Genomic DNA, 16275 nt, shown 5'->3' on the forward strand with positions numbered 1-16275 from the left:
CCGGTCAACGCCGGGTTTCTCCCAGAGGACGTTGAGAAGAAGAACAGTTGTATAGCCGCACAGCGCCGTGATCGTAATGGTTTTGGCCACGTGTGTGGCCGGAATGTCGCCACCCGGTAGAGGTCTCACAGGTTCGCCGTCGGGATGTGCCCCCAGCTGCCGTTTTTGTTCCTTCCCGGATGGTTCGACGTCGTCGTGAACGACTCCTGTTTCCATAGGCCGGAAAGGGTCGACCATGCGGTGCCTCCTCGTCAGAGGGGTGGGATACGAATCCGGTATATACGTTAACCCGGAAAGGGGGAACATGGCTGAATCTCTTCTGCTGTGGGCGGGGCCTCGGCCGACCCCGGCAGGAGGGCCGGTGAAGGCCGCAGTCCATGTGGACTATTGGGGGATGCGGTCCGTCGGCCATTCCCGTTTCGCCTGTCGCCGGCGACAGGCCCCGCCTTCGCCCGGCCCATGTGGCCCGCCGCGGCCCGCCGTTGATTCCGCGTCCGATGCCTCACCTCGGCCGATGGGCCGTCGGCGACCCGGAGGCTCGCGCAGTTCCGGCCGAGCACGTCGTAGATCCGTGCCCTGTCGAGGAGTTCGGCGGCCTGCGCACCGCCGACGACCGGGAACCGCCCTCGCACCTCGCACCGGCGCGGTGCACGTCCGACCACGGGACCGCCTCCCGCACGGCGGCCGGACATCCGCACGCCGAACCCGGGCGGCTCCCCGCCCGACGGCCACCCCACCGACGGTCGGCACCGTCCGAGGGCCCTGTCCGACCGCCGGTGCGGGTGCCCTTGACGCCGGTCGGGCCTGGCAGAGAGCTTCGTGCTCCTGGTCGGGCCGCAGGGTCGAACGCGGTGGCCGTGGACCTTGTGTTGGCGTGGACGGCGTCCTTCGAAGAGCCCGGAAACTCTCCGCGGCGGCGTTGTCGAAGCGTGATCCGGTGCGTCCGCAGTTCTGCCGCAGCCCCAAGTCACTTATTTCACACCTGAATTCGGCAGTGTGAATTCGCTGCCGCGATCCGAGTGTGCGATGCATCCGGGTCGCAGGCCCCCGGCCGTGAGCGCAGGGACTCCGGGCTGACCCCGAGTTCCCGGGCGGTCTCGGGCGACACCTCGAAGAGTTCAGCAGGCCGCGGCGCGCGCGACGGCCCCGGTGGAGAGTGCGTGTCCGCCGGGGCCGGGCGTGCCCGCTGGACGCGGGTGGGAAGGTCAGCCGCTCACCGGGGGACCTTGGTAGGCGCCGATGCTGGGCGTGGAAGGTATCGGGTTCCCGAAGTAGTCACTGGCGCCGCTGTCGGCGAGCGACGCCCCGGCGCCGATCGCCGGGGAGCCCGTGCGCAGTCGGTAGCCGTCCGCGGTCCCGGCGGAGACCGCGGTGCCGGGGGCGGTGAGCAGGGGGTCGGCGGACACGCCGCCGGACGTGTGCGACGGCAGCGTGGAGACGTTGCGATAGAGGTTGTTGGTGTAGGTGTCGTACGGATCGGCGAAGGCGGAGCCCGCGGCGCTGCCGACGAAGATGTTGTTCGTCAGCCTGAAGGTGGTCGGGGAGACGGTGTTGACCATCGTCGTGGCACCCGGCGCGTAGATCGTGTTGTTGTAGATCCGGGTGTTCGGCACATCGCCGCAGGGCGCGGTGATGACAGCGAGGAAGCTGCCGCCGTTGTCGTTCTGGCTGATGTTGTAGCGCACGACGCCGCCGCTGGACGCCGCACCGTTGGAGGGGCAGACGAAGAGGAAGCCGCCTCCGTTGTCGTGCGAGAAGTTGTACTGGTACACGGTGTTGACGTTGGCGCCTTCGATGTCGAACGCCATGCCGGGCGACTTGCCGTGCCCGACGTCGTTGTTCTGGAACACGGTGTGGTCGGAGTTCCAGGCGTACATGCCGACGTTGTAGTCGGCGGAGCGGGTGTTGAACCCGTTCACGGTGTTGCGCACGACCCGGGCCTCGGAACCGTTGAACACCATGATCCCGTCGCCGCCGGCGTCGGACACCGTGTTGTCGGCGATGACGACACCGGTCATCGGCACCCAGGTGGAGCCGGGGCCGTTCGGGTAGATCGAGCGCTTCTGCCAGGACGAGACAGTGCCGATGCCGGTCCGGTCGACATGGGTCACCGTGTTGCGGCGGACCTGCACGTCGTCGAACCCGGTTGGTGTGGTCGACCCCTCCGCGCTGAACAGGATGCCGCCGCTGGCGTGCGGGTCCCGGCAGTCGCAGCCCTGCACGTCGTGGACGTTGACGTCGGCCACCACATAGTGGTGGCCGGTGCCGTAGTCCTCCAGCAGGACCTGGATCCCCACCCGCTGCTGGTCCGCGGCGGGCGCGGGGCCGGTGCTCGTGATGTCGAGGTGGCGCAGCTCCCACCCCTCGACGTTGTGCAGCAGCACGGCTGCCGTTGCGCCCTGGCCGTCGATCCGGGCGTCGGGGCCGGTGCCGTAGGACCTCGCCACGATGGGCGCAGCCGTGGTGCCGGAACCGTGCGGGGCCAGAGTGCCGTTGCAGGTCGTCCCGGCGCGGAACTGGATGACGTCGCCGGGCCGGAAGGTCGCGGCGTTGACCCGGGCGAGGCTGCGCCACGGGGCTGCGGCCGAGGTGCCGGAGGCGCTGTCATTGCCCGCGGAGCAGTCCACGTAGTACGTGGTTGCGCCGTAGTACGTGCTTGCGCCGGTCTCGGTCTGCGCGGAAGCCGTACCCGCGACGAGCACGAAGGCCAGTCCCAGCGTCGAGGCGACTGCCAGGCTCCTCGCAGTGATCGGTATTGCCATGAGGCCCCCAATCGGGCAGGCGGCCGATTCACGCCGCCTGTCCTGTTTCTGATGGTGCTGATTGGGCCGGATGCTTGCGCCGTGGCCTCGCGGAGCACTCGAGCGCCGCTGGATCGGGCACCGAGGCCGGAATGCCCGGGGCGCCCGGCGTGTGCCCGCGACCTGCCCAGCCGCCCGCCCTCGGCGCCGCCGACCTGGGCATCCTTGCGGCCGTCCCGTCCGGTCCCCGTGGGCGCCCCGTGGCAGCGGTCGCACTCAAGCCGCGCCTCCTGGCGCGCCCCTCGATTCCGGCCGCCGGTGTGTACCCGTAGGGTTCACATCCAGCCGAACCGCCGGTCGGCCGTCGCTGGGGAGCGGTTCAGCTCGCCTTGCGGGCCACCGTCAGAGTGTCGTGGTCGCCGAGCGGGCCACCGTCAGAGTTCGTGGTCGCCGAGCGGGCCGACTCGTGGAGGCGAAGCCCGCCCTCTGCGCGTACGCCGCGATCTAGACCGCCGGGTTCTCCGGGCCGCCGTCCGTGACCAGCAGTATGTCCAGGCCGATCACCGGGTTCCCGGCGTGCTTCGGCTCGTTGTCCGGCATCCGGTCGTGGCCCAGCAGGGCGCCGACGGGCTTCAGCGCGTCGAACGCCTTGTGCACCGGCTCGCCGCGCCGCCTGCGGGGCCCGGTCGTGCACCACAGTCCGTCGCCGGCTGGGGCAGCCGTAGCGTCTCCACCGGGCCGTCGCCGGTCTTCGCCGTCGCAGTGGCGCGTCCGGACAGCACGGCGCGGGCGGCCGCTTCGGCACCTGCGGCGTCGGTCCTGCCGCGCCCCCGCCGCAGCGTCATATCCGGACGGCCGATTCCGGTCACCTCGAGGCCGCGCGCAGGTGAGGGGCCCCTGCGGCGCCGTCCCGGCCGGAGCACTCCACCGCAGCCCGTCGCAATGTGCCCTCGCCGACGCCGCGACCCTGCCGGACGGCGGCCCCACCGGGACCTTCCGTCGCGGTGAGTACACCTCCCCCGGCGAGCCGTTTCCCGTGGGCCGCCCCTGGCACGGTCACGGGAGGGAGCCCCCGGCCGGCCCGGCGGGGGGCTCCCTGTTCCTGGTGGTGCGTCAGGCCGCGACCGCTTCCACCGCGTGATACATGAACGGGCAGGGCAGTGGAGTCAGCCCGCTCAGCTTCAGTCCGGAGGCCGCGAAGAGCTGCTCGAACTCGGTGAGGGTGCGCTCCAGGCCGGTGGTGACCGCCATCATCTCGATGTCGAAGACGGAGACCCCCAGCGCCTCGACGGGGTCCTCGCCGACCCGGCCCTCGGGCAGCACCGAGGTGAAGACCACGACCCGTCCGTCCTTGGCCATCGCCTCACGGCAGTTGCGCAGGATGCGGGTCGAGGAGTCGTCGTCCCAGTCGTGCAGGATGTTCTTCAGCAGGTAGCCGTCGGCACCGGCCGGGACTGAGTCGAAGAAGCTTCCCTCCACAATGTCGCAGCGGTCCTCGACACCCGCCTCCTTCAGCACCTGGGGCGCGGCCAGCACGCCGTTGGCCGTGTCGAAGACGGTGCCGCGCAGCTTGGGGTTGGCGTTGAGCACCGCGGACAGGTGGGTGCCGTTGCCGCCGCCGACGTCGACGATGTGCCGGAATCCGGTGAAGTCGAAGTTCTCCGTGATCGCCGGGATCTGGACCCTGCTGCCGGCCCCCATCGCGTCGTGGAAGCGCTGGGCCAGCTCGGGGTCGGTCTTCAGCTTGTCGAACAGACCCGCGCCGTGCACCAGGTCGAAGGCGGGCTTCCCGGTGCGGACCGCCTGCTCCAGTGCGCCCCAGGCCTGCCAGACCGCCGGGGCGGCGTGCATGGCGTCGAGCGGCGCGGCCTGGAGCGGATGGTCGCTGCGGTAGATGGCGCCGAGCGGAGTGAGCGAGAAGCGCTCGCCCTCGCCGATGGTGAGCAGCCCCGCGGCCGCCGCCGCGCGCAGCAGCCGGCGCAGGAACCCGGCGTGGGTGCCGGTGGTGGCGGCCAGTTCGGCGACGGTGAGGGCCGAGTCTCCGAGTGCGTCCGGGACGCCGAGCCGGGACACGGTGCCCGCAATCTGGTTGACGGCGAAGCCGAAGAGCAGCGGAAGGTAGTCCTCCGCGCCAGGCTGGGGGGTTCGGGATGTGGCCATGGTGCTCCCTTGGTGAGCGCTTGCGGTGGGCTGGGGTGCGGGTCAGCTCTTGCGGCAGAGCACGAGCGTGTCGTAGTCGCCGAGCGGCCGGTGTGTGATGCCGCCGAAGCCGGCGGCGTGGGCCTCGGCGGAGAGCTCGGCGACGGTGTACTCGGCGCCGCCCTCGGTCACCAGCAGCATGTTGAGGCTTGCGACCAGGTTCTCTGTGTCGTCCTCGGCCTGGCCGAGCATCCGGTCGTAGACCAGCAGGGCGCCGCCCGGGTTGACCGCGCGGTACGCCTTTGCCAGCAGCTCCTGCCGTTGCTGCGGGTCCCAGTCGTGCAGGATGTGGCCGAAGATCAGGACGTCGGCGGACGGCAGGGCGGGGGTGCGGAAGAAGTCGCCCGGATGGAAGGTGATCCGTTCGGCCAGGCCCTGCTCCGTCATGTACTCGTCGAAGAACGGCTCCATCTGGGGCAGGTCGAGGACATGCCCCTCCAACTCGGGCCGTGCAGATGCCAGTTGGGCCGCCAGATGGCCGCGGCAGCCGCCGAGATCCAGCACCGACCGGAAGTCCGTGCCGTCCAGGGCGGCGAGCAGTTGCGGGCCGAGGCCCTGGGTGACGCCGTCCATCATCCGTACGAAGTGGCCCAGCGCGGCGGAGTCGTCCAGCATCGCGGTGTAGTCGCCGTCGGCCTGCGGCTTCCCGGTGCGCAGAGCCTCGGTCAGCCGTCCGTACACCGGGTAGAGGTTGAGGTCGGCGCCGTGCAGGAAGCCGGCCACGCAGCCGGGTCGGCCGGGCACCAGAAAGCGGTCGGCGCCCTCGGCGTTGCGGAACCGGCCGGCCTCCTCCCGCAGCAGGCCCATGGCGATGAGCAGCCGCAGGAAGTGTGCCAGGCCCCGGCCATGCAGGCCCAGCCGGACGCGGATCTCCTCCTCGGTGGCGGGGCCGGTGTGCAGCATTGCGAACAGGTCCAGTCGCACCGCGGTGAGCAGCGCCTTGGACTGGCAGAACAGGTTGCCCAGGCGCAGGATGCCGGCTGCCGCAGTGGCATCCGGAGCGGTAGTCGTCATGGCCGCATCTCCCTTTCATGGCACCAACTGGCCGCACCGGGACGTTTTCAGCGGCGGATGGAGGATCGCTCGACCTGGGCCGGAGCGTCCGCAGTTCGACCCGGCCTTGAGTTCAGCCCCAGTGCCCGTTCGCAGACTGCCGTGGTAAGCGCACCGCCCCACTGAGACGAGATGAGGTGCCAAGGTGAGCTCGTCGTGCCCGGTCAGCTACCCCTTCCCCTGGGCCGAGACGCCCGACATCCCGCACGACTGGCGGACCATGCGGGAACAGTCCCTGCTGCACGTCACGCTGCCCAGCGGCGACCCGGCCGTCCTGGTCACCCGGTACCGGGACGTCCGCAAGCTCTTCGCGGACGAGCGGCTGAGCCGCAATACCGCCCGCTACCCCACCTCGCGGATCTCCGCCAACAACGACCTCTTCGGGGATCCGGAGATCGACAACGACCCGCCGCGCTACCTGGAGGAGCGCAGCGTGGTGATGCGGGCCTTCAGCGCGCGCCGGATCGAGGCGCTGCGCCCGATCGTCCAGCAGATCGCCGAGGAGTTGATGGACGCCATGGAGGCCGGACCGCGTCCGGCCGAACTGATGGAGGCGTTCGCGTTCCCGCTGCCGATCCTGGTGATCTGCCACATGCTGGGTGTGCCGCCGCGGGACCGCCAGAAGTTCCGCCGGCTCATCGACGGCTTCCTGTCGGTCTCGGCGCTGTCGGACGAGGAGGTCGAGGAGTGCCGTACCGGTCTGTGGACCTACCTCGGTGAGCTGATCGAGCACAAGCACGCCGACCTGGGCGACGACCTGATCAGCGAGTTGATCAGGGTGAGCGCCGAGGACCCGGAGAAGCTGACCCCGTACCAGCTGCAGCACTGGGTGAAGACCCTGCTCATCGCCGGGTACGTCACCACCGCCTCGCAGATCGGCACGAGCATCGCCGTCCTGCTGCACCGCACCTCCGTCGCCGACGAGCTGAAGAAGGACCTCGGTCTCGTCCCTTCCGCGGTCGAGGAGCTGCTGCGCTTCCAGATCATGGGCACCTCGCTGGGCTCGCTGCGCTATGCCCTGGAGGACATCGAGCTACTGGACGGCACGGTCATCCCCAAGGGCTCGACCGTGATGCTGTCGGTGGAGTCCAACATGGACGACACGGTGTTCGAGAACCCCTGCACCCTCGACATCCGCCGCCAGGACAACCACCACATGACGTTCGGCGCCGGCATCCACTTCTGCGCCGGGGCCGCGCTGGCCCGGATGGAGCTCCAGGTCGCCACCGAGGGGTTGCTCAAGCGCTTCCCGGGGCTGCGGCTCGCGGTGCCGGGGGAGGAGCTGGCCCGCCCCCAGGGCGGCTTCCTGGCCGGGTACGCCCGGATTCCGGTGGCCTGGTGAGTCGGCGATGAGCCCGACCGTGCGGGTGACCGCGGACAACGAGACCTGTGTGACCAGCAGTTTGTGCGTCTACCGGGTGCCGGAGGTCTTCGACCAGGACGAGGAAGGGCGGGTGGTCGTCCTGGACTCCCGTCCCTCCGCCGACCTGCTCACCGAGCTGCACCGCGCCCGGCGCAGCTGCCCGACCCGGTCCATCCATGTGGAGGTCGAGGAGGCCCCCGAAACGTAGTTCGCCGACGAGCCGGTGAGGGCCGGTCGGGCGGGGAGGCGGACGAAGGAGCGCGGCAACGAGGAGGCATGGCGCCGGGAGGCGCGTGCGCCCCAGGAGCGGGGCGCGGCCGGGTCAGCCGGTCGCGCCCCGCCGTCGTCTGCCTCCGCGTGTCCCGGCGTCGGGGGTGTCGGCGGGCCGGGCGAGGGCGGCGGCGTGTTCTTCCTGCTGGCGGGTGGCGAACCGCAGGAAGTCGGTCATCCTGGCCAGGGTGGTGCTGTCGAAGCCCCGCAGGTACTCCGCGCCCTCTTCGGCGATCGGGCTGAAGATCTCCTCCGTCAGCGTGCGGCCCTTCTCGGTGGGTTGCACGATGACGCGGCGCCGGTCCCCGGCATCCCGGACCCGGGTCGCGTAGCCGGCGCGCTCCAGCCGGTCGATGGCGGTGGTGACGCCTCCGGTGGTGAGTCCCGCGGCGGCGGCCAGCTCGCCCGGGCTCATCGGGGCCGGGCCGAAGAGCAGCTCCAGGCAGCGCAGGTCGGTGCGGTTGAGCCCGAGGCGGTCGGCGACGCGCTGGTCCAGGGTGTCGGCGGCGCGCTGGAACTCCTGCATCACATGGCCGAACTCCTCGATCAGAAGCTCGTGGTCCTCGCTGGTCCGCCGTGCTGCGGTGCTGGTCCGCCGTGCTGCCGTGCCCACTGGGAAGCCCTCTCGCTAGGTCTCTTGACATTCTAGCGAACCGGTCTAGAGTCTCTTGTAGAGCTAGTAACTAGAAAATCTAGTTACTAGGACATCTTCTCAAAGGAGGACGTCATGTCCGATCTGGTCAAGGGCACCACCGCCCGCCTGGTCTTCCCGCGTGGCATCCAGTACCTCACCCTCGACGTCGCGCCCTCGTCGGCCGGGGGGCTCTACACCGCCCGGTTCCAGGGGCCGGAGCCCCGCGTGGCCACCGACGACACCACCGTCTCGGTCGTCCCCCGGGGGGCGCGTCACCCGTTCGACCTGGTGGCCCGCAGGGCGCACTTCACGCTGAGCCCCGACGTCGAGTGGCACATCGTGTTCCAGGGCCCGGCGGTGCATGTGGAGGCCGATCTGACGGGTCTTCGGCTGCGCTCGCTGCAGACCGCCGCGGGCATGGCCGACGCGCACTTCCTGCTCCCCGAGACTGACCGGACGGTGCCCATCCGGCTCGGTGACGGAGCACGCAAGATCACCTTCCGGCGTCCGCCGGGCGTCGGGGTCTCGCTGCTCGGCGCACACGGAGTCACCGGCCTCTCGCTCGACGGCCGGTGGATGGGCTCCCAGCCCGCCATCGACTGGCGCAGCATCGAGGAGACGGCCCGAGGCCGGTACGAGATCACGCTCGACTCCGGTGCAAACCGCCTGACGATCGCGTGAACGCCCGCCGCTCGCGCAGCTCCGGCCGCCCTCTCGGACGGCGGTGCCGGCCGGGGCTCCGGCTGCCGCCGCTGCGCGGCAGCAGCGGGGTGAGCGCCAGCACCACCACAAGGGCCCCGGCCGGGTACCGCAGGCTGTCCGACGCCGCGTCTGCGAACGACCGCTGCCAGGCGGCCTGCACCCGGGCGGCCACCGCCGGGCTGTCGGCCGGTGCGGTACGGCAGCTCTCCGGCACCTGGTACGGATCGGTCGCCCTGGTGCGCTCTGCCACACATCGCACCAGGGCCGCCGAGGCGCTGTCCCGGGCCGCCCCCGCAGAGCCCTGCGCGGCCGGCCCGGCCCGCAGCGCCGGCAGTTGGGCGCGGGCGTGCGCGGCGCCGCCTGCCGCGACCTGGCCGAAGAAGAGCAGACCGACCAGGCCCACACCGGCCGCCGAGGCGAAGTACACGGCCGCGTTGGCGATCCCGGCACCGCTCCCCGCGTCCCGCTGGGGCACCCCGGCCAGCACCAGGTTGATAAGGATGGGGACGATGAGGCCGAGCCCGCAGCCGATCAGCGTCAGACAGCCGCACAGTGGCCAGAAGCCGAGCGGCTGCGCCCGGAGCACACTGCCCAGCAGCAGCGTCCCGGACGCGGCCACCACGCACCCGGTGGCCAGCAGTGCCCGCCCGATCCGCGGTGCCAGCGAGACCGCCGGCACTCCCAGCAGGCACAGGCCCAGGGTCCAGCCCACCGTGGCCGCGCCGGTGCGCAGCGCCGACCAGCCGAGCCCGGCCTGGGTGAGCCAGACGACCGGCATCTGCTGGGCGACCAGCGCCGAGTACACCAGGAGCAGTTGCACCATGCCCGCAGAGAACGAGCGGCTGCGAAACAGCCCCACCGGGACCAGCGCCCGCTCCGGCCCCCGGCGCGACTGATGCCATACGACCAGAACGCCCACCGGAAGCGCGCAGGTCAGCGCCGCCGTCATCCAGGCGGGCCAGCCCGCGGTCCGGCCCTGCTGCAACGGGTAGACCAACAGCCCGGAGAGCAGAGCCACCAGCAGGACCCCGACGGTGTCCAGCCGCTGCGGCCGATCCGACCGGGACTCGGGCAGCAGCAGCGCGGTGCCGATCAGCACCAGCACACCCACCGGCACGTTGACCAGGAAGATTGCCCGCCAGCCAAGACCGAGCGCATCGTCGGTGGCCAGCAGCCCGCCGAGCACCGGACCGGACAGCTGCGCCAGGTTCATCACACTGCCGTACACCGCGAAGGCCACCGCCCGCCGCTCGGGCGGGAAGAGCACCTGCAACACCGCGAGCACCTGAGGGATCATCAGGGCGCCGAAGCCGCCCTGCAGGAACCGGGCACCGATCAGCACGCCCGCGGTGGGCGCCAGAGCGCATACCGCGGACGCGGCGGTGAATCCGGACACCCCGACGAGGAACACCCGTCTGCGGCCGTGCAGGTCACCCAGCCTGCCGCCGGCGATCAGCAGTACCGCGAAGGCCAGCGCATAGGCGGCCAGGAACCACTGGGCCTCGGAGTAGCTCGCGTGCAGGTCCCGCTGAATGGCGGGCGCCGCCACCGCGGTGATGCCCAGGTCCAGCGTGTCCATGAAGGCCGCGAACAGCACGACGAGGAGTGCGCCCCAGGCCCGCCGGGACGGCGGGGCCGATGCCGGAACGGTGCTCATGCAGGCCCTTTCCGCAGCAGCGTGGCGGGGGCGATCGGCGGCTCGGTGGCGTCCTGGTCCAGCGGGACGCTCAGCCGCGACGCGGCGCGGGCGAAACCCTCGGCGCGCACCGCGCAGTACCGAAGGGACGTCGTCGTCCGGCTGAACATCGGCGCGTGCCGGTGGTCCGGTGCCAGAGCTGCGCACCGCGCGTGCGCACGGCCGTAGTTGGGCAGCAGATGGTGCAAGTCCTGCAGGGTGCAGTGCGCGAGGGCCCGACCCGGCGGCGAGCCGTCGGCGAGCCCGCGGTAGTACGGATCGTCCAGCAGCCGCCCCGTGCCGAGGGCCATGGTGTCGGCCAGTTTCTCCCGCAGCCCCGCGCCGGAGGCAGTGGTCTTCGGGTTCACCATACGGCTCAGCCTGCGCCGACCGACTTGAGTGCCGATCGGGGCGCGGTGGGCGGACGGGCTCCTGACGGCGGCGGTCCAGTGGTTCTTGAGCGCGGCACATGCCGCCGACGACACGGTGACGCAGGTACGGGGCCGTATGGCCGCGAACCAACGACGACTCGGTGAGGGGTTGGGACAAGACATGCGGGTGCTGTTCACCACCTGGGCCTGGCCGTCGCACCTGTACCCGCTGGTGCCGCCGGCGTGGGCGCTGCGGGCGGCCGGGCACGGGGTGCTTGTGGCGAGCCAGCCGGGACTGCTGTCGGAGATCGTCCGTACCGGCTTGCCTGCCGCCTCGGTCGGACACGATGTGGACGCCGTGGAGATGGTGCGGGGCTATCTGCTGCCTTCGGAGACCGTCCAGGGCGGCGCGGCGCCGCGGACCGGCAAGGGACCGCGGGCCATGCAGATGTTCCTGGCCCATGCCGAGTCCATGGCCGACGACCTGGTGGCGCTGGCCCGTCAATGGCGGCCGGACCTGGTGGTGTCGGAGCCCACCGCGTTCGCGGGCCCCGTCGCCGCGGCGGCCGTCGGCGTACCCTCGGCCCGCCTGCTCTACGGCACCGACCTGATGCTGCGGGCCCGGCCGCTGCTGCCGGAACTGCTGGCGCCGCTGGCCGCCCGGTACGGCGTCACCGAGCTGGACCCCTTCGGGGTGGCCACCATCGACCCGCTGCCGGTGAGCCTGCAGGTGCCGGCCGACTACCGCCGCCTGCCGGTGCGTTACGTCCCCTACAACGGGCCGGGCCCCCGGCCGGCTCCGCTGCCGGACCACGACCGCCCCCGGGTGTGCGTCACCTGGGGCCACACGATGGCCAAACTCGATCCGGCGCGGTTCCTGGCCGGCCAGGTGCTGGCGGCGCTGCACGGCACCGGCGTGGAGCTGGTCGCCGCTGTGTCGGCGGACCAGCGGCCGCTGCTCGGCGCGCTCCCGCCGGACGTCCGGGTTGTCGTCGACACCCCGCTGGACCATGTGCTGCCGCACTGCGACCTGGTGGTCGCGCATGGCGGCGCGGGCACCGTGCTCACCTCACTGCACCACGGCCTGCCGCTGCTGATGCTCCCGCAGCTGCCCGACCACGCCGGCCACGCCGCCCGGGTGGTGGCGGCGGGTGCCGGTGAGGTGCTGGCCCGTGACGACGCCACGCCCGAGGCAATCCGGGACGAGGTCGACCGGCTGCTCAAGGACGGCCCCGAGCGGGCGGCAGCGCGCAGGCTGCAGCAGGAGATGCACCGGCAGCCGACCCCGGCCGCGCTGGCCGCCGGGCTGGAGACCCTGGTCCGCCAGCTGTCCTAGGGCACACCCCGCCACCGAACGAGGAGCCATGATGGATCTGCAGCTGAAGGGGAAGAAGGCCGTCGTCACGGGCGCCAGCCGGGGCATCGGGCTGGCCATCGCGCAGGCGCTCGCCGCCGAGGGCGCCGAGGTGTACGGCGGGGCGCGCACCGTCAGCGACGAGCTGCGCGACACCACCCCGTACACGCTGGAGGTGGACCTGGCGACCCCGCAGGGGCCCGGCCAGCTGGTGGGAAGGGCCGTCGAGGAGTTCGGCGGACTGGACATCCTGGTGAACAACGTCGGCGGGCGGACCACGGCGGCGGCCGGTTTCCTCGAGGTGTACGACGACGCCTGGGCCAGCACCTTCGAGCTGAACTTCCTCAGCGCCGTCCGGGCGATCCGGGCCGCGCTGCCGAGCCTGCTCGAGAGCAAGGGCTCGGTGGTCACCATCGGCTCGGTCAACAGCCGGCTGGCCCAGCCCCGGCTGGTGGAGTACTCGGCGGCGAAGGCTGCCCTGGCCAATCTGAGCAAGTCGCTCTCGGAGGAGTTCGGGCCGCGCGGCGTACGGTTCAGCACCGTGTCGCCCGGACCGGTGCTCACCGGCACCTGGACCAACCCCGAGCTGGCGGCGCGACGGGGGATGTCGGTTGAGCAACTGGTGGCGGCGGTACCGGCGTTCACCGGCCTGTCCACCGGAAAGATCATCGACCCGGGTGAGGTGGCGGCGGTTGTTCTGCTGCTGGCGTCCGGGCGGCTGCCCAGCGCCACCGGCAGCGACTGGGTGATCGACGCCGGCATGCTCAAGTCGCTGTGACCACCGCGCTGCGCTCGGGTCCGGGTCGAGGACAGGTCGACCGCCGTTCAAGGCGCGCTCCATCCGGGCCGGGGACGATGGCGAAGGGCTCGCCCCGCCGCACGCCGCTCGCCGGCTCGGCGGCGGAGGTTCTCAACAGAGGGAACGGTCATGCAGACACCTGTGGAGCAGAGCACGGCGGCCGACCGGCCGCGCGGCCTCCCGCACCACCGTGGGGCGGGTTACGGGGCCGGCCCGGCGAACATGATGCTCCCGGCTCTCGGGGAGGCTCCCGTCCCTGGCGGCTTCGTCCCGCACGAGCGGCGCGAGGGGCCAGTCCGGCACCCGGCCGTCCGCTACGGAACGGGTCGCTCGTGCCGCGGTGCCACCGGGACAGGGGCGGCCGGGAGCGGCACGCGGCGCGCCGTGCGGTTCCGGCCACTGGCCGCAAGGCGGCTTTGCCGCCCCTGTCGCCCGCCGTCCGGGAACTCGTCGACCGGGAGGCGTGGGGGGAACCGTCGGTGGAGTCGTACTGCTCCCTGCGCCGGAAGCACGGCCAGGTCCGCCGGATGTTCGTGCACAACCGCAGCAGGACGGGCCACGGCCTGGCAGCCCTCGGTCCGAGCCTGCCCGCCGTGCGTGGGCCGGTCATTCTCAACTCCCTGCCCGACCGGCAGGTTTGCGCCATTCATGAGGAACAGGTCGGTACGGCTCTGGGCCTGGCCCCGGTCTGTGCTAACCTCCCGGATAGGTCGCGTTATATCGCGTCATTGCGTGAAGGGTGGGTGCGGCCTGCACCGCCCACGGCACACAGCAACCCGAGCACTGGACGGACCAGGGGGTCACCGCAGTCATGGCCACTACACCGCTGCACGTCATCATCATCGGAGCCGGCACCGGCGGTATGTGCCTGGCGCACGGCCTGAAGCGGGCCGGGATCAGCGTCGCGGTCTATGAGCGCGACCGCACCCGGACCGCGGGTCTGCACGGATACCGGGTGGGCATCGACCCGCACGGCAGCCGCGCGCTGAAGGCATGCCTGCCGCCCGACCTGTACGAGACCTTCGTGGCCACCTGCGCCCGGGACCCGAAGTACTTCGTCTTCCTGGACGAGCACCTCAAGCCGACCATCACCATCCCTCTGCGCGAGGGCCTGGACGAGGTCGACAGCGAGAAGTCGGTGAGCCGGATGACGCTCCGGCAGGTGCTGTTCACCGGCATGGAGGACCACATCCACTTCGGCAAGACGTTCACCCACTACGAACGTCGCGAGGACGGCAAGGTCACCGCCTTCTTCGAGGACGGCAGTTCCGCGGTTGGCGACGTGCTGGTCGCTGCTGACGGGGCCAACTCCCGGGTGCGCAAGCAGTATCTGCCGCACGCCCAGGTCGAGGACGCCAGGATCATCTCCATCACGGCCAAGGTCCCGCTCACCGAGGAGAGCAAGGCACTGCTGCCCAAGGGCCTCTTCCCCGGCATCGGACTGGTCGTCGCGCCCAAGGGCTACAGCTGCATCCTGCACTGGATGGAGTTCCCCTGGGACCGCGAGGGCGGACTGAAGAACAACATCGGCGGCAACGACGCCGACCTGCTCGCCAACTGGCCCGGCCTGCTCTTCGACAACACCCGGGACTACATCAACTGGGGCTTCTGGGCCTCCACCGACAAGTTCCCCGCCGATGTGATGCAGCGCGGCGGCAAGGAGCTCATCCAGCTGGCCCTGGAGATGACCCCCAACTGGAGTCCCGAGCTGCGCAAGCTCTTCTCCATGGGTGACCCCACCACCTGCTTCCCGATCAACATCCGCACCTCTGTGCCGATCGAGCCCTGGCCCAGCAGCAACATCACCCTGCTGGGCGACGCGATCCACACCATGACGCCGGGTCAGGGCGTCGGAGCCAACACCGCGCTCCGGGACGCCCACGCGATTGTCCGCGCCCTGACCGCCGTCCGCGACGGCCACAAGCCTCTGGTGCAGGCAATCCACGACTACGAGGGCAAGATGATCGACTACGGCTTCAAGGCCGTCCTCGAGTCAAAGAAGCAGACAAGCGGCGACCAGCCCATCCACAAGCCCTACGTCGGCCGGCTGGCGCTCGCCGGCATGCGCGGCTACCTGCGGCTGGCCGACCGCGTGCCGGCGATGAAGCGCAAGATGGCCGACGACATCTACCGCTACCGCGGTGGTGAGGACGAGGACTGACGCCGGGCGTCCGTTCCCCAGGGCCGCCGCTGTGCCGCCGCGCTCCGATGCGGCGGCACAGCGGCCCATCCACCAGTGCACAGGAGAGCCGTCCCATGGACCTGGGACTCACCGGCAAGCGCGTCGCGATCTCCGGCGCCACCCGGGGCATCGGCCGGGCCACCGCCACTGCCTTCGTCGACGAAGGCGCCCGGGCCGCCATCACCTGCCACTCGGACGCCCAAGCGGCCGCCAGGGCCGTCGCCGACCTCGGCAGCGCGGAGCGGGCCCTGGCTGTCCCGCTCGCCCCGGGCGAGCCCGCCTCCATCGAGGCTGCGGTGCGTACCGTGGAGGGGACCTGGGGCGGCGTCGACGTCGTCGTGGCCAACGCCAGTCGTTCCTCCGGGTCGACCCAGGCCAGCTGCCGCCGTTCCAGGACCTGCCGACAGACCAGTGGTCCCGCTCCTCAGGGACAACGTCGATGGCCACATGCTCACCGTGCGCGCCGCGCCCGGCGGTATGCGCAAGCGCGGCTGGGGCCGGATCGCGCTGCTGTCGTCCGTCACCGCCGACCTTGCTCGCCCGGCTCCGAGATCTACGGCGCCGCCAAGCCGGCCCTTCACGGCTTCTTCAATGTGAACGGCGAGGTCGTGCACACGGCCGGCGGGCGCTGACCCCTCCGGCACCCCTGATCGCCCGGTTCCGCATCCGCGGGCCGGGCGACGGTGCTGAGGGCCATCCGGCACCGGCGCCGACCGGAGTCGCCGACCGCTACCGCCCCCGGTTCGGGTGCGTGACCGGCGGCCGGCTCCTCGGGCGTACCGCACAAGCCCGGACCCCGGCGGCGGTTGGCAGCCGGGGTCCGGGCTCAGTGGCGATGGCACGGTCGCCCGTACCCGAGTGATCTGTCCGATGCCCGCTGGGAGTTGACCGAGCCGGTGCCGGCCGCTCGGCGGGCGGAGCGACGGCGGCAC

General features: G+C 71.5%; 14 protein-coding genes. 7 read left to right on the forward strand and 7 right to left on the reverse strand.

Annotation, left to right across the window (positions count from 1 at the left end):
• Positions 1-1205: 1205 nt before the first annotated feature.
• From AAW14_RS28400 to AAW14_RS28415, 4 genes are all read right to left on the reverse strand, one after another.
• On the reverse strand, positions 1206-2762 hold the full coding sequence (locus AAW14_RS28400) for a right-handed parallel beta-helix repeat-containing protein (protein WP_265566831.1): 1557 nt from the start codon (positions 2760-2762) through the stop codon (positions 1206-1208).
• Positions 2763-3245: 483 nt separating this feature from the next.
• Positions 3246-3398, reverse strand: a complete 153-nt coding sequence (locus tag AAW14_RS28405) for a hypothetical protein (protein ID WP_265566833.1) — start codon at positions 3396-3398, stop codon at positions 3246-3248.
• 456 nt (positions 3399-3854) lie between these two features.
• The gene (locus AAW14_RS28410) at positions 3855-4901 is read right to left on the reverse strand and encodes a methyltransferase (RefSeq protein WP_265566835.1); all 1047 of its coding nucleotides are present in this window, start codon (positions 4899-4901) and stop codon (positions 3855-3857) included.
• Positions 4902-4943: 42 nt separating this feature from the next.
• Complete coding sequence (locus tag AAW14_RS28415) at positions 4944-5954, reverse strand: methyltransferase (protein ID WP_265566837.1); 1011 nt, start codon at positions 5952-5954, stop codon at positions 4944-4946.
• 184 nt (positions 5955-6138) lie between these two features.
• On the opposite strand from AAW14_RS28415, the gene AAW14_RS28420 reads away from it, so the two are divergent.
• On the forward strand, positions 6139-7335 hold the full coding sequence (locus tag AAW14_RS28420) for a cytochrome P450 (RefSeq protein ID WP_265566838.1): 1197 nt from the start codon (positions 6139-6141) through the stop codon (positions 7333-7335).
• 7 nt (positions 7336-7342) lie between these two features.
• The gene (locus AAW14_RS28425; protein WP_265566839.1) at positions 7343-7564 is read left to right on the forward strand and encodes a ferredoxin; all 222 of its coding nucleotides are present in this window, start codon (positions 7343-7345) and stop codon (positions 7562-7564) included.
• A gap of 114 nt (positions 7565-7678) precedes the next feature.
• Here the strand turns inward: AAW14_RS28425 and AAW14_RS28430 are convergent, their stop codons facing one another.
• Positions 7679-8239 carry a MarR family winged helix-turn-helix transcriptional regulator gene (locus tag AAW14_RS28430; protein WP_265566840.1) on the reverse strand — a complete coding sequence of 187 codons (561 nt, stop codon included), beginning with the start codon at positions 8237-8239 and terminating at the stop codon, positions 7679-7681.
• Positions 8240-8353: 114 nt separating this feature from the next.
• Between AAW14_RS28430 and AAW14_RS28435 the strand changes: the two genes are divergently transcribed.
• Positions 8354-8941 carry a hypothetical protein gene (locus tag AAW14_RS28435; protein WP_265566842.1) on the forward strand — a complete coding sequence of 196 codons (588 nt, stop codon included), beginning with the start codon at positions 8354-8356 and terminating at the stop codon, positions 8939-8941.
• Here AAW14_RS28435 and AAW14_RS28440 read toward each other — a convergent pair.
• On the reverse strand, positions 8901-10619 hold the full coding sequence (locus tag AAW14_RS28440; protein WP_265566844.1) for an MFS transporter: 1719 nt from the start codon (positions 10617-10619) through the stop codon (positions 8901-8903). The two genes, AAW14_RS28435 and AAW14_RS28440, sit on opposite strands and share 41 nt — an antisense overlap.
• Complete coding sequence (locus AAW14_RS28445; RefSeq protein ID WP_265566845.1) at positions 10616-11008, reverse strand: hypothetical protein; 393 nt, start codon at positions 11006-11008, stop codon at positions 10616-10618. The genes AAW14_RS28440 and AAW14_RS28445 overlap by 4 nt, the downstream gene beginning before the upstream one ends.
• Positions 11009-11144: 136 nt before the next feature.
• Between AAW14_RS28445 and AAW14_RS28450 the strand changes: the two genes are divergently transcribed.
• From AAW14_RS28450 to AAW14_RS28465, 4 genes are all read left to right on the forward strand, one after another.
• Positions 11145-12344, forward strand: coding sequence for a nucleotide disphospho-sugar-binding domain-containing protein (locus AAW14_RS28450; protein ID WP_265566847.1), 1200 nt, complete (start codon positions 11145-11147; stop codon positions 12342-12344).
• A gap of 28 nt (positions 12345-12372) precedes the next feature.
• The gene (locus tag AAW14_RS28455; protein WP_322741134.1) at positions 12373-13140 is read left to right on the forward strand and encodes an SDR family NAD(P)-dependent oxidoreductase; all 768 of its coding nucleotides are present in this window, start codon (positions 12373-12375) and stop codon (positions 13138-13140) included.
• 832 nt (positions 13141-13972) lie between these two features.
• The gene (locus AAW14_RS28460; RefSeq protein ID WP_265566849.1) at positions 13973-15322 is read left to right on the forward strand and encodes an FAD-dependent oxidoreductase; all 1350 of its coding nucleotides are present in this window, start codon (positions 13973-13975) and stop codon (positions 15320-15322) included.
• 95 nt (positions 15323-15417) lie between these two features.
• Positions 15418-15975: an SDR family NAD(P)-dependent oxidoreductase gene (locus AAW14_RS28465; RefSeq protein WP_265566851.1), complete on the forward strand. Its 558-nt coding sequence runs from the start codon at positions 15418-15420 to the stop codon at positions 15973-15975.
• Positions 15976-16275 lie beyond the last annotated feature (300 nt).

Origin of the sequence: Streptomyces hygroscopicus (genome assembly GCF_026168105.1) — a bacterium.
Taxonomy (GTDB): domain Bacteria; phylum Actinomycetota; class Actinomycetes; order Streptomycetales; family Streptomycetaceae; genus Streptomyces; species Streptomyces hygroscopicus_D.

Bases quoted from the DNA above. Each gene is read 5' to 3' on its own strand.
- AAW14_RS28415 (WP_265566837.1), bottom strand. From the start codon at position 5,954: ATGACGACTACCGCTCCGGATGCCACTGCGGCAGCCGGCATCCTGCGC.
- AAW14_RS28460 (WP_265566849.1), top strand. From the start codon at position 13,973: ATGGCCACTACACCGCTGCACGTCATCATCATCGGAGCCGGCACCGGC.
- AAW14_RS28445 (WP_265566845.1), bottom strand. From the start codon at position 11,008: ATGGTGAACCCGAAGACCACTGCCTCCGGCGCGGGGCTGCGGGAGAAA.
- AAW14_RS28450 (WP_265566847.1), top strand. From the start codon at position 11,145: ATGGCCGCGAACCAACGACGACTCGGTGAGGGGTTGGGACAAGACATG.
- AAW14_RS28440 (WP_265566844.1), bottom strand. From the start codon at position 10,619: ATGAGCACCGTTCCGGCATCGGCCCCGCCGTCCCGGCGGGCCTGGGGC.
- AAW14_RS28425 (WP_265566839.1), top strand. From the start codon at position 7,343: ATGAGCCCGACCGTGCGGGTGACCGCGGACAACGAGACCTGTGTGACC.
- AAW14_RS28455 (WP_322741134.1), top strand. From the start codon at position 12,373: ATGATGGATCTGCAGCTGAAGGGGAAGAAGGCCGTCGTCACGGGCGCC.
- AAW14_RS28410 (WP_265566835.1), bottom strand. From the start codon at position 4,901: ATGGCCACATCCCGAACCCCCCAGCCTGGCGCGGAGGACTACCTTCCG.
- AAW14_RS28400 (WP_265566831.1), bottom strand. From the start codon at position 2,762: ATGGCAATACCGATCACTGCGAGGAGCCTGGCAGTCGCCTCGACGCTG.
- AAW14_RS28465 (WP_265566851.1), top strand. From the start codon at position 15,418: ATGGACCTGGGACTCACCGGCAAGCGCGTCGCGATCTCCGGCGCCACC.
- AAW14_RS28435 (WP_265566842.1), top strand. From the start codon at position 8,354: ATGTCCGATCTGGTCAAGGGCACCACCGCCCGCCTGGTCTTCCCGCGT.